The organism is Branchiibius sp. NY16-3462-2, assembly GCF_001594145.1.
GTDB lineage: Bacteria > Actinomycetota > Actinomycetes > Actinomycetales > Dermatophilaceae > Branchiibius.
In genome coordinates this window covers 1-12,475 of the sequence record NZ_LVCF01000009.1, presented here as the reverse complement: position 1 = coordinate 12,475, position 12,475 = coordinate 1, and the positions used below count along the sequence as shown (strand labels likewise).

Annotated in this window: 12 protein-coding genes and 1 pseudogene; 5 read left to right on the top strand and 8 right to left on the bottom strand. The window is 62.0% G+C overall.

Annotated features, from left to right (window positions below):
- Nucleotides 1–127: 127 nt before the first annotated feature.
- A pseudogene (locus AZH51_RS05185) lies at nucleotides 128–343 on the bottom strand (VOC family protein); the annotation flags it as partial.
- Between the two features lie 60 nt (nucleotides 344–403).
- Here AZH51_RS05185 and AZH51_RS05180 point away from each other — a divergent pair.
- Nucleotides 404–847, top strand: coding sequence for a MarR family transcriptional regulator (locus AZH51_RS05180; protein ID WP_291522031.1), 444 nt, complete (start codon nucleotides 404–406; stop codon nucleotides 845–847).
- Nucleotides 848–889: 42 nt separating this feature from the next.
- Here the strand turns inward: AZH51_RS05180 and AZH51_RS05175 are convergent, their stop codons facing one another.
- The 3 genes from AZH51_RS05175 to AZH51_RS05165 all read right to left on the bottom strand — a co-directional run bounded on the left by AZH51_RS05175 (nucleotide 890) and on the right by AZH51_RS05165 (nucleotide 3,554).
- Nucleotides 890–1,741, bottom strand: coding sequence for an aspartyl protease family protein (locus AZH51_RS05175; protein ID WP_291522029.1), 852 nt, complete (start codon nucleotides 1,739–1,741; stop codon nucleotides 890–892).
- A gap of 16 nt (nucleotides 1,742–1,757) precedes the next feature.
- Complete coding sequence (locus AZH51_RS05170; RefSeq protein ID WP_291522027.1) at nucleotides 1,758–2,966, bottom strand: PD-(D/E)XK nuclease family protein; 1,209 nt, start codon at nucleotides 2,964–2,966, stop codon at nucleotides 1,758–1,760.
- A gap of 75 nt (nucleotides 2,967–3,041) precedes the next feature.
- Nucleotides 3,042–3,554: an ester cyclase gene (locus AZH51_RS05165; RefSeq protein WP_291522025.1), complete on the bottom strand. Its 513-nt coding sequence runs from the start codon at nucleotides 3,552–3,554 to the stop codon at nucleotides 3,042–3,044.
- A 61-nt stretch (nucleotides 3,555–3,615) separates the two neighbouring features.
- On the opposite strand from AZH51_RS05165, the gene AZH51_RS05160 reads away from it, so the two are divergent.
- Nucleotides 3,616–4,215: a TetR/AcrR family transcriptional regulator gene (locus AZH51_RS05160; protein ID WP_291522033.1), complete on the top strand. Its 600-nt coding sequence runs from the start codon at nucleotides 3,616–3,618 to the stop codon at nucleotides 4,213–4,215.
- Between the two features lie 105 nt (nucleotides 4,216–4,320).
- On the opposite strand, the gene AZH51_RS05155 is transcribed toward AZH51_RS05160, so the two are convergent.
- Nucleotides 4,321–4,671, bottom strand: coding sequence for a hypothetical protein (locus tag AZH51_RS05155; RefSeq protein WP_291522023.1), 351 nt, complete (start codon nucleotides 4,669–4,671; stop codon nucleotides 4,321–4,323).
- Nucleotides 4,672–6,153: 1,482 nt separating this feature from the next.
- Here AZH51_RS05155 and AZH51_RS05150 point away from each other — a divergent pair.
- The gene (locus AZH51_RS05150) at nucleotides 6,154–6,816 is read left to right on the top strand and encodes a serine protease (protein ID WP_291522022.1); all 663 of its coding nucleotides are present in this window, start codon (nucleotides 6,154–6,156) and stop codon (nucleotides 6,814–6,816) included.
- Between the two features lie 162 nt (nucleotides 6,817–6,978).
- Here the strand turns inward: AZH51_RS05150 and AZH51_RS05145 are convergent, their stop codons facing one another.
- Together AZH51_RS05145 and AZH51_RS18700 are read right to left on the bottom strand one after the other, a co-directional pair.
- Nucleotides 6,979–8,658, bottom strand: coding sequence for a hypothetical protein (locus AZH51_RS05145; protein ID WP_291522020.1), 1,680 nt, complete (start codon nucleotides 8,656–8,658; stop codon nucleotides 6,979–6,981).
- 488 nt (nucleotides 8,659–9,146) lie between these two features.
- Entirely contained in the window at nucleotides 9,147–9,392 is a 246-nt protein-coding gene (locus tag AZH51_RS18700) for a DUF2188 domain-containing protein (protein WP_367188029.1), read from the bottom strand.
- Between the two features lie 509 nt (nucleotides 9,393–9,901).
- On the opposite strand from AZH51_RS18700, the gene AZH51_RS05140 reads away from it, so the two are divergent.
- Both AZH51_RS05140 and AZH51_RS05135 read left to right on the top strand, forming a co-directional pair.
- Nucleotides 9,902–10,162, top strand: a complete 261-nt coding sequence (locus AZH51_RS05140) for a hypothetical protein (RefSeq protein WP_291522018.1) — start codon at nucleotides 9,902–9,904, stop codon at nucleotides 10,160–10,162.
- An 88-nt stretch (nucleotides 10,163–10,250) separates the two neighbouring features.
- Entirely contained in the window at nucleotides 10,251–11,168 is a 918-nt protein-coding gene (locus tag AZH51_RS05135) for a DUF2971 domain-containing protein (RefSeq protein ID WP_291522016.1), read from the top strand.
- A 78-nt stretch (nucleotides 11,169–11,246) separates the two neighbouring features.
- Here the strand turns inward: AZH51_RS05135 and AZH51_RS05130 are convergent, their stop codons facing one another.
- Nucleotides 11,247–12,374 carry a hypothetical protein gene (locus tag AZH51_RS05130; protein WP_291522014.1) on the bottom strand — a complete coding sequence of 376 codons (1,128 nt, stop codon included), beginning with the start codon at nucleotides 12,372–12,374 and terminating at the stop codon, nucleotides 11,247–11,249.
- Between the last annotated feature and the right edge of the window lie 101 nt (nucleotides 12,375–12,475).

Sequence of the window (12,475 nt, the reverse complement as noted above, 5' to 3'; positions counted from 1 at the left end):
AGCGACGAGCAGATCGCCGAGATGCAACGGCTGCTGAACACCCGACCCCGCAAGACCCTGGCCTGGGCCAAACCAGCCAATAAGCTCAACGAGATACTCACCGTTGCACCCACCACTTGAATCTGCCGAGGGCGACGCCGATACCGGGCTGGCCCACCGAGGCGAGGTCAGTGCCGGGAATGATGTCGCGCAGCGCGAAGGTGATGGGACTGGTCTCGAAGACGACGGCGTGCGGAGGACCCGCAGGGGAACGAACGAGTCCGAGACAGCGCTCGTAGAACGCCTGCGAAGCGTCCAGGTCGGTGACCTGGATGGAGATGAAATCGGGTCCGGTGGCGGGCATGATGCTCCAATTCATTGTGTCAGTTAGTTGACATACAGAACGCTATGTCAAAATACTGACATGAGTCAAGACGTGGTCGACCTGGAGACTTCATTGGGCTATCTGCTCAAGGAAGCCTCGAGCGCACTGCGCGTCGCGATGGAGGACGCGCTGCGGCCGTTCGGGATGACCATCACGCATTACTCCTGCCTCGAGTTGCTCGCCCAACGGCCGGGGCTGACCAACTCCGAACTCGCGCGCGGGGCGTTCGTGACGCGGCAGTCGATGAACGTGCTGCTCCAGTCGTTGGAACGGGACGGTTACGTGAGCCGGCCGGCCGAGGCAGCTGTTGGCAAGACCCTCCCCGCACGGCTCACTCCTCGGGGTCGACGAAGCCTGGCGAAGGCGTCGGCGGCTGTAAGGGAGGTCGAGCGCAGGATGCTTACGGGGTTAACCGACGCCGAGCAGTCGGAAGCGTTTCGGATCTTGCAGAGCATGATCCGCTCGCTGCGAGACAACAACTAGCGCCCGAAAACCGTGAGGTCGTCAGTCGCCTCCTCGACGCGGCTAAGCGGGCGCAGATGCCGAATCGGATTGTGCTGCAACGCCGGTCGGTGACTGGCGAAGAATCAGCCGGTTCCGCGAGATGTCGTAGGTCTGGATGAATCGGTCTAGGAAGTCGGCTCCGATCAGGCCGTTCAGCGCGATGTCCTGGAACATCACCGTTGGGTTCTCGTGAGCCGTGGCGGGCGCAGAAGGCAGCGTCAGCGCACCACGGATTTGCTGGAACTGACGCAGATAGCTGTGACCGGTTTCGTCAATGCCGCGGGCGATTCGATCGGCATCGGCTGACGGATCGATCCCGCACGCGGGTTGGAAACGGGTGTCGAGGATAGTGCTGCCCGAACCGGTGTCGATCTCAACCTCGGTGACCTGCCCGTCCGGCAACATCAGATCGGTGAAGCACGCAACACTCGGGCCGTCCCTCTCCACCCGGATCGGCACGTCAAACCCAGCATCGTCGTACTGATCATCACCAAGGACGATCTCGCCGGCAAACGGGTCGATGGTTATCGACTGAGCCGCCAACACGTCGAGGCCGACAATTCCGTCGAACCCGTCTGGCCCGTTGCGTGGACCGAGGTCGAAGACGCCGACTGCGACGTCGGTCGCCGTGAACTGCCCAACGCGCAGACTCGGCATTCGATGAATTTCGATAGCGATGGGTTGGCCCGACATGCGGTGGCCTACGTGCACCTGATCAGTAGCAATGACACCGGCTGCTGATGCGATCTCCGGGTGGATCACCGTGATGCCGATCCCGGTATCGACGAGAAACCTTGCGGTTGTGTTGTTCTCGAGCATCACCGGGACTCGGACGAAATGTTGGACACGGTCGAACGTAACCCGGTTCACCATTTCGCCACCCTGCTCTTCATCGAACCTGCCGTGGGTTCATCCACAGGTCAACGATTTCGTCGTGCAACCGCCGATCATCAGGAGCCAAGCCGTCGAGTACGTCTTGGAGGGTTACGGCGGATTGCCGGACCTGCCGATACCGCGCCCGTGTCAAGAACAGATGTGAGTAGTCGGGGTCCGCAACGGTCTGCTTCCATTCAGGATCCTTCTGGTTCGCGTGGAGCGCTGACGGTCCGAATTTGACCTGCAGCCGTGTCTCACCAAAACTCTCGCCTTCGTCGTCCACGTCGAAATTGATGGTCCACTGGTAGGAACCGCGATAGTTCGAATTCACCCCTCGGATGAAACCGGCCCCCAGGGTGTCATTCAGCTGCGTCTTCAGGGGGCCACCGCAGTAGGACCTCAATCGCCCTTTCAGTCGCTGGAGGAGTTGCCGGCCCTCGACAAAACTCTCCTCTGCCTGCGCGGCAACCTCGGCCGCAAACGTTGTGGCGGCCGTCTCCTGCGGATTCCACGCATACCTCTCGGCGGCGCCGGTAGCGCACATTGCAGCAACAAAACTGAGCAACTCGTGGTCTTCCATTGGTCCTCGGTTCTTGACGAACTTGCGGTACATCTGCGCGATGAACGAATACGCCTCGCTATGCCGTTCCGTGTACGTGCGGTCCTCACCCACCAGCTGAAGAAGACGGTTGACCAAGGTTGCGTAGGTTACGACGATCGCGTGCTCCCAACCGTCGGCCTGACGCGCAATGTCGTGGCTCTGACAGAGCAAGACGACGACACCGGCTCGGCCGCCTCCCCGAGCAAAGCTCAGGTAGCCGTCGTACCTATGACCGTGGCCGTCGGAGGTGTAGAAGTTCTCGATGACCACTCGTTCCGAGTCGTTCTCCAACACGATGTCGGCGATATCCAAGGCCTCGTGCTCAGCCGAGGTGTTCCGTTCCTGCCACACCGCATACGACTGAGCCACGAACTGGTTCTCAGGAGGCAGACCCTGGTTGACCTCAGCCAGGAAGATCCGCAGGAAGCGGTCCTCGAGCCCGTGCGTGCCACGCTCGTCGAAGAGCCAGGCGAACACATTCGACAACTGCTTCTCGTGGCTGCCGTGCCGCATCACATCGAACACGTTGAACCCGGCCTCCTCCGACCGCGCCAACAGCGGCAGCAGACTAGTGACCAGAGCCTGCCCCACGTCGGGGGTACCGCTGCGTTGCGCGCCCATTGACTGAAGCTATCCAAAGCGCAGTCAGGAACTTGGGATTCGCGACAACCTAACTAGGCCTTGCAGGAATTGACTTCAGGAGTACCGGCGCTTGGCGCGCCTCGTCGCTCGCGAGCACTTCATCAGATAGCCCGGGCCGGGCGGAACCCACCCGAGTTGCAACTGCATGCCGACGTCATCGCGGTTGGCCCAGTGCTCGATCATCTGATTGTCGCGGAAGCGCATCCAGTGGGTCTGGGTCACCGTGAAGGTGCGACCGGTGGGCGCGAAAGCCCGGGCCACGGAACCGTCGGGGTCGAACGTCACGAAGTCGCCGGTGTGCCGTCCCGACATCGTGCCGTGCCAGACGGCGAGGTCACGTTCGCGGAGGATCTGATCCGTTTCAAAGGCCAGATCGGTGTACGCCGAGCGGAGCCACTGCGCGGAAGTCCAGAACGCCTCCGGGCCAGTCAGCCGCGCCGCCGGGGGCTCGTTGATCGACTCACGGTTCGTCGCCTCGGGGTGGACCAGGAGATCGAACTCCTGCCGCGTGCCGGTTGCCATCACGACGATGGTTCGGTCGACCAGGTCAACATCGAGATCAAGCATCGTCGCCTACTTTCGGTACAGTTAGCTGTATTCGTTTGTTACAGTAGACTGCACCGACGTGATGGTCAAGCGTGAGGACAGCGCACGCCGTACCGAGATCGCGGTGATCCATGCGGCCCGAAACCTGTTCTTGGACAACGGTTATGGTCCGACCACGATCAAACTGATTGCCAGCGACGCAGGCGTCTCCCAGGAGACGATCTATAAGCGTTTCGGGAGCAAGGCCGCTGTGCTCAAGCGCGTCTACGACGTGACGCTCGCCGGTGATTTCGAGGACAAACCGATGGCTGACCGCGGCCTGAGGGATCTGGCCAAGCAGCGGTCGGCGCGCGGGATGCTCGCTGGTTATGTGCGCTTCGCCCTGGACTTCTATGACCGGGTGGGACCGCTGGTCAGCCTCGCCAAGCAGGCCCAGGCCACCGAGCCGGACCTCGCAGACTTCGTGCGCACGATCGAGAAGGAGCGGCGAACCGGCGCTGGATTCTTCGTAAAGGCTAGTGCAGACAAGGGATTCGTCTCCTTCGACGTCGAGCGGGCAGCTGACGAGGTGTGGCTGCTGACGTCGTTCGAGCTTCTCGGAAACGCCCGATCCCTAGGCTGGCCGGACGATCGCATCGTCGAGTGGATCGTCACCTTGTTACGCGCCTCCGCGTTCAACTAGAGCCTGCGTCACCTCGCTCATGCGGCACTGAGCTGCGGCCCCACCAAGGAACTCGGACGGGCCTTATCACCTGGGCACCCGGGACTTGACCCGCAACGCGAGGGGCTATGGCAGCGATGAACCTGGGAAGCTCACGGTCGGGTAGATCTCGTAGACGAGGACACCCGCTTCGATCGCAGGGTCCTTCTCGAGGATCTCCTTGGTGGTCTCTAGATCGGTGGTGAAGACGCCGACTCCGCTCATTGCGGGGTTGCTTCGGACCGGAAGGATGATCGGCAGGTACCCGAGTCGCTGGAGTCCGAGGTTGCGGTTCCCGTGCCGGGCGATGACGTCCATTGCTCCAGCGGCCTCACGATTCGGCCCAGGTTTGAACACCACCATGGTGTACGGCTTCACGGTCTGCAGCGCAGCTCGGAAGTCTCGTTCAGCCAACGGTGTCGGCTCGGTGAAAGTCATGCCCTGCCTCCTACTGCGGCGACGTACCGCTCCAGAATTGCTTCCCGGCACTGGGCGTCCTCGGTGACCAAGGCGCGACTGTCGGCCTTCATTCCGCGCAGCATGCGTCCAGAACACACCGCAACCGCGCCGGACGCTACTTGTTTTCCCGGTCCTGCCCGTCGTGGGGGCAGTGCTCCGATGTTGGGTGCTCACCGCGACTGACCTTTCGAAGGCTCGGGAGTCGTGTCGTCTGCGACGATGAGGCGCGTGAATTCACCGGGGGGACGGTCGAGTATTTGGACTGAGCGCTTCAACCGCCTTGCGGCAAAACCTCCGAGGTGGATGCTGCTAAGTGGTTTGATCCTCGTCGTCCTGGTGGCGTTCGGCCTTGCATCCAAGCGCGGCGTCGCCGTGGGTGTTGTTGCTGGGGTCGTCTATGCCCTCCTGTTTGTCCCGATGTTGCTGTCCACTTCGGCAGTCGTCGGTTGGTCTCGCCGACACCCGGGGCTGGATGGCTCGATTCTCGGCCCACTGGTTTTTCTGTGCCTCGCCTACATCACATCGTGGCCACTTTGGGTGTGTCTTGTGATCGGCGTGGCCGGCGCCCTTCTCGGCGCGGCAATGGGGATGCGACGGGGCCGACTTCGAAGTACGCAGCAGTGGTGACGAAGTGGGGGTACAAGCCCTGTCCTCTTAGCACTCCAGGAGTTCGACCGAGCGACCGCCGCTGGGAGTCCTCGTCGGACACGGCGAGCGCCAAACCTGTTGCCGCAGAGTCGATCTCACGCGAGTTACCAAAGCGCAGCAGCAACAGCGACACATCATCCGCGATTGATCGGGATGCACCAGTCAGCGATATAAGGCTGCCTTCTGAAGTCATCGAGACACACCGTGCCAACGCGAACAGCTGATGCGGGAAGTGCCGAGTCTGCCGCTTCGACGCGTGGAACGGCGACGAAGGAACACCAACTTTTGGATCAGGATTCACGGAGGAGGCGCCCACCGAGGTGAATCCCGTTCCAAAAGTGGCCGCGAGAGCTGCCAGCCGCACCGCGTCGTCCCACGACCACTCCGAGCCAGCTGCGCTGCTACTACTTGTCGAGAAGCAAGGAAGATTGCACGCAACGCCCGGCGCACCTGGCACAAAGAGACCGCGGCGCTGGGTCAGGCGCAAAGTACAGGTCACTGACCGTAGGGCGGGGCAGCACTTAGTGCCGAACGAAAGTTGCCCTCTGGGCGCCCCCCGGCGCGACTATGTTCAGAGGGGTTGGATGTCGTACCCGCCTTTTGTGAGTACGACCCAGCTGTCCACCCCATACAATCTGTGCGGTGCAAAATGCGGGGGTGGATGCAGCGAGGCAGCGGTTCGCGGACGCACGATGCGTGCAGTTCGACGCTAAGGCAACCGCTGCGGTCATGCTGGCCGCGGCCCGCCCGGTCAGCACCTCCGGCGCCCTGCGACCTCTTCAACAAGAGCATTAGCCGCCCGCGGAACGACTCATGATCACCGCCGAGATTTTCTGCCGAGTGCTTCGTGTGCAGACGGAGCACGGTCAGCAAGGGACAGGCTTTCTCTTTGACCATGAGGACGGCCTAGCCCTTATCACGGCAGCTCATCTGTGCTCTGGAGAACGCGAGGAGCTAATTGGGTTCAAGCAGACCTGGGCCGACACGGTTCCTAAGATGGGTTATCTAACCAGGATCGGTGACCTCGCCGCCGCCGGTGACGTGGCCGCATTTGAGATCCCGGAGTACCTCTGGCCGGACTGGCTGGTGGGCTCGGTACCACTGCAAAGTGACGGCGTGGCGTACGGGCAGGACTGCTATCTGCTGGGCATGCCCACCGCACTGCTAAGTCCGATCGGCACTGACGGCAACGAAGTCTGCATTATCCGCAAAGGCATCATCGCGGGCCGCGACGTCGGCAGCCGCGACTCCCCCGCAACGTGGTACGTCGATGCCTTCGCGCTTCCGGGATTCTCCGGTGGTCCTCTGGTGTTGAGATCGGTCGAGACAAATCAGTACCACATCGCCGGAGTCGTTCAAGGCTCGGCCACGACGCTCTTTCCCGCAGGCTCACAACAGGCCGTACCGACCGGTATTTCGTATTGCACAGACACTGATCACGTCTTGGCTCTCGGCCTGCGTAACAAGGCTATCTAGTCGCGGACGGCCCACGTATCCCGCATCGTCGTCGGTCAAAGTTCTGTCCGGAACAACGTCCTGCTGAGGATCGGTGGTCTCAGTCGATCGGCGCCGCTACGCACTGACACTGGTCGGAGTCCTCCAGGTGCAATCGGTAGACCTGATCCTCTACTAACAGTTTCAGCCAGGTATGGCTGTCCAAGTCTCTACGCTCGAGCACCTGCACGTTCTGGAACAACGCGTGCAGTTACCCACGAGCGTGTAGTTCATGTTTCCCACCACCACAGTAAAAGGCAGGACGAGCGTGAACGACTCGGCGGTGGTCAACATGCTGGCGGCATTGCGTGCCACCTGGGCGAACAGCGCCCTGTCGTCGCCGATGTGTACTTGGATCTCCTCCCCGTCCAGTAGCTCTCCGACCCGTGCCCACTGCTCCCGGTTGCTGTCGGTCACCGCGGTGAGGTCCAGTGTGTTGATGACCTCGCGGCATCGTCCTTGGATAGACCGGAGATCGCGCATCACTTCGGCGGCCTCCGCCCAGTTGGCGCGCTGCTCAGGGTAGTTGTCCAGCAGACGGCTAAGCGATGTCTCATCAACGGCGCTCTGCGGCCACGCGTCACGGTTCCCGATCCGGATCCGATTCGGCGAACAGCACGCAGCCACGAATTCGACCACGGGCGCGACGACGCTAACCGGTTGGCCAGCGACGGGCTGGAAGGTCAGAGACATCTGGGTCGTCTGAGCGTGCAGGTCGGCCCTTATCTCAATCCTCAGTTGGTCGCTATCGTCGTCGGCGAGCACCGAGCGCAACCCATGGACCGCATGGCTGCGCTCGACGACCCGCACGTTCAGATCAGCGATGAGGACACCTGCGCTGTCGCGGGCGTCCATCCGCAAGCGACTGGTGTTCTCTGGCTCTTTGACGGGCAGGAGCCACACACGTGCATTCTCTATGGGACCGCCGAACCCTCCCGGCGCGGTCAGCGCCCCGGTGAAGGTGAGGTCATCGTGATCCAGCGGTGCGCCGTACCTGGAGAAATCCTGGAGTTGCTGGACCGCTTCCGGGCTCTCAGTCGGGGCCGCGAACGAGCCGGTAATGCTGATCGGCGCCAGCTGCGTGGCCACCGCGGTGCGGGCGACAATGTCGATCTGCACCCAGTGGTCCGGCGCGACCCATTGGACCGCCGACATCACCAGATTGGGGTGCGAGCTAGCCGCCGGGGCAGCCCGGAAGTCATGTGGCGCACCGTGGCCGGTGTGGACGTCGAAAAGATATAGCGGGTCGTGGTTGAGCGCGGCGACAGCGCGGCCGATCCGGTCGAGTTGGATGGCTGGCTCGGCGTCTGCCGACATGTTTTCCATCCCCATGAGCGCGACGAGCTTTAGGTGCGCCTTCTTTTGCCGCTCGCGCCCGCCGTGTAGGTAGTAGTCGACGACGTCGGGATACTTCGCGGCGAGTCCGTTCAGGAAGGTCTTGCCATGCCAGACCACGTCGATGTCCGGCCGGTGGGCGTGGACGAGGTCACGGACCCAGTGTTCCTGCTCCGGTGTGGGGTCCCACGGCATGACCAGTCGCCATGCGGTCACGTTCAGATCGGCCCAGCGCGGGTCTGTGAACAGCCGGTCGACGGACTCGCGGACATTCTCCTTTTGTTTATCGGTCAAGGTCTTGTGGAACTTCTTGACCTGATAGACGACGTCCTGGCCGGGACCGTCTCCGTCGCGGTGCAGGATATCCACCCCGCCGTCGCCCTTCGACGGTGTAATGCGCACCGAGGATGGATGCTCGCGGTTCACGAGCAGCGCGGCCAGCGCCTCGGTCTGCTCACCGGCCAGTTCTGTCCATTCGATTAGGCTCACGACTGCAGTATCGGCCGAGCACACACTCTGCAGAGCCAACATCCGCGATCAGTACGCCGAGCACATGGGCAAGGCGGGGGCAGGAAGCGCCGATCTGGCTGAATGCGTCGTTGACCCGCTGGGCTTCGTCGCTGGGGACGTCCGCCACGCAGTTCACATCGGCGTCCAGTGGAGACTGGAATACCGCCCCGAATCGCCTGCTGGTAAATGCTTGCGGCAGACGCAGCGTGCTTACCCGTGCCCAACTTGGTTTAGTTCTTCATGTCTGCGACCGGCGCTACATGGTCAGGAATCTCAACCATTTTCGAGCCTGGATTGGAAGTTCACTGACGTCGACGTCCTCGCTCGAACTGGTACTACTTCGGGCTGCTGGACAGCTCAGTGGACGCCGCATCGTCATCGTGAGTCAGCAGCGCGGTGAGGCGAACTCCTTTTGAGTCCTTACGCCTCACCTGGGATGTAGGTGACGGTTGGACTGCACCGCTCTCTCACTTTTTGTCGCGCGGCGGGTTCGGATCATTACCGGGAGCGATCGTGTCAGAGTCTCGGATCTGGCCGTTGCGGCCATGGATGACGACCTCGCCGCCCCCAGCGTTGCCGACGATCTCTCGTGCGCGTCCAATTGCGTCAGCCTGGGTGTCAGCGTGAGCACTCGCTCGCTGACCTCCCGGTGCTTGTACGTCCCACCCGCCCGCAGGGTTCGGCACGACGTGCCGGCGGTTCTGACTACTCATGGTCTCTCCTAACGCGTCACTTATCTGATGTTGCTCCAGGGGGCAACCGCCGCAGTTTGCTGCACTCCATGCGATCCCCGCCCGGACCACGGACTCCTGACAACCAGCAGGTGCTCCTTCTTCATATAGGAGCAGACAGCGCCGACACATCCACGTCGACACACCGTTTCCGCGCGAGTTTCCTGCGCATCTTTCTCGATGGTCCACCATATTTGCGCGACTTTTGACGCCTCTATGCGCGTCGACGACCTCGGACATGCTCCCTTATGGGCAATAATTGCGCACATCGAACTCCAAATTACGCGCGACCTATGAGGGACACGGTGACTGAAGCTGCTGAGAACGTTCATTCCTTGGCCGGGGAAGCGACCAAGGACCAATTGGACCTACCCGATCTCTGCGCACGACCGCAGTGTCGTAAGGAGTTTCGCCAATCGGTGGGCCGCGGACGCAAGAAGGATTACTGCTGCGAAACTTGCCGCCGCCTTGCGGATCGTGATTACAAGCGAGTGCGCGCCACCGTTGACCACTTCGAGAAGTTGGCCCGGCGGGCCAGGTACGACGTCTTGGCTTTCGGCCGCGCTGTCGATGAGTCCGGCGAGTCTTTGATCAGTGACGAGATAGCACTTGCGCAAGCGGTAGGAGCTCTGGAGCGCGCGGATGCAGTACTGCACTTCGCCAGCGACACGGACCCTCGGCTCGTCGCTGAACTTGAGGCGTTGTGCCGCGGGGTCCGACCGCTGATCTCGATGAACCATGCCACCGGCTGAACCCTCGTACCTGTCCGCGCCACCCACGCGCCCCAGGACGAACGATGGTAAGAGCACCACATCGTCGCCTGTGGAATACCGTCGCGGCGTGCGGAAAAACGTCCTCTGGCATTACACCGACGCGGCCGCGAGCATCGGACTCTTGTCGTCGAACACCCTGTGGGCCACGTCGATTCTTCACCTCAACGACAGCAGCGAACTCAAGTTTGGATTAGAGCGAGCAGATGTAGAGATCGCGAATTGTTCCGCAGGTGTCGACCCTGTAGCAGCCGGTTTCCTGAAAGCCATTCGCGACGAGCTTTGGACTGAGCAGTTCAGGCAGCGCTTCTTCGTCGCCTGTGCATCGACTGAAGAAGATGACCTGAGCCAGTGGCGTGGATATACGGGATCGACCGGCTACTCGATCGGTCTGGACATCGATACCTCCCAGATCTGGGGGATCGTTGTGCCCAATCAGTCCGGGCTGGATCCGACGCAGACCCCGGCAGACTCGCCAAGGTTCGAAGGACTCGGAAGATGGGCGCCGGTCGAATACGGACCTGAATCCCAACGAGAGCAGTTTCGCTTCATCCTTAACAGTGCGTGCGGGAGCGCGCAGGAGGTCGAGGCACCCGGCACCGCACCCCAGCGTCGCCGCGAGTTGCTCGCCATTCACGCCGGCTACTTGGCTCTAGCAGCCACACGGTGCAAAAGTGCGGGTTTCCATGGCGAGCACGAGTGGCGACTGGTTGTCGCTGACCCCAAAGTGGACGGATGCATCCAGTTCCGGGCCGGCCCATTCGGGATAACGCCATACCTCGCAGTCACGCCGCCCCCGGCTGACCTCGACGCATCCGTCGGCCAGTTCTACACCGGTCGAGCCAACACACTGTCAGTCCACGATGTCTGCGTGGGTCCAACCCGTGAACCCCAAACCGCCAAGAACGGCATGGACCGCTTGCTAGCGGAGACTGGTCGACGCGGTCTGGTGGCGAAGCTATCCGATTCAACCTACCGCGGGAGTTGACTCTGCCCACCGGCCGCAGGGGATCTCTCTGACTGCGCAGCGGTTGCTGGGAGCAGCCCGGCTTACCGAAAGTTGGCTTCATACCACTGCGACCACGGTGTCGTAGAGCCCGTACCGGCGCAGCCCCTTGTGGGATTCGATGCCGGTGTAGGACAGGGAGGCGTCTTCGTAGCGGCGGAACGCGAAGACGGCTTGGTTCATGTGGGTGGCGTTGAAGACGCCGAGTTCGACCAGCAGGTGGAAGTCGTCGACGGTCAAGCCGGTGACTGCTTTGAACAGGCCGGGTTCGAGTTTGGTGATGACGTCGCGCAGGGTGTTCTCGCGGTAGTCGGTGAGATACATGAACGCCGGGATGCGGGTCGCGAACTTCACCAGCTTTTCTTGGATCTGTTTCCGTTTGGACTTGTAGTCCTTCTCCTCCTCGCTCAGCTCCTTTTTCTCGGTCGCTGACATGTCCTCTCCGCGGTCCTTCTTGGCCGCGCGCACGGCTTCGCTCTTGTTCACGACCGTCTCGAAGATCGCCGAACCCAACGCCCGGAACCCCTCAATGTTCATCACAGCAGCCATCGCGGCATCGCTGCCCATGATCTTGCGCAGGGTGTCGTTGTCGACGTTCACCAGAATCGCCGATTCCCACTTGCGGGCCAGCAGGGTGGCTGAGGTGCCTGCCATGGCAATGTCGAGGATGCCGCCGGCGTCGACCTGGGTCATGTTCGACCCGTCGTAGGCCAGCACCGGCAGGAAGTTCACCAGTTCCTGCACGGCCTTCTCCGGGTTGCTGGTCTCTGGGGACAGCCCCATCCCGTAGTCGGCGACCTGTCGAAGTGCCCGGGTGGGCGCGAAATCGAACACGAAACACGCTGGTTTAAGGACGACCTCGCGGCTGGGGTCGTCCCCGTCGGGGTTCTTGATCGCCCACGGTGACTGCACCCGGAACGCGGCCTGGAAGTAGGTCTCGGGTGAGTCCAGGTTCCGCAGCATCAAAATCGCTGACCATTGTTTGACCGTGACCCCGGTCGTCAACTTCCCACACGACAAGGTGATCGTCTTCGTGTCGTGACCATCCCCGATCGCTGCCCGCACCGGCGGCAGCGCATCCAACCCGATACCCGCCTTCGCGCCAGCCACGACCAGGACCGTGTAGTCGTGCCAGAACACGTTCTGCTTCTCGGCCAACAGGGGGACTGCCCCCGATTTGGTTGACACTCGGGGTGTGTAGTTCTTAGGCCGCTTGTGCGGCCGTGTAGATTGTCTCAAACTCCACGGGGGTGAGCTTGCCGAGGCGTCGTTGCCGGCGGCGCCGGTTG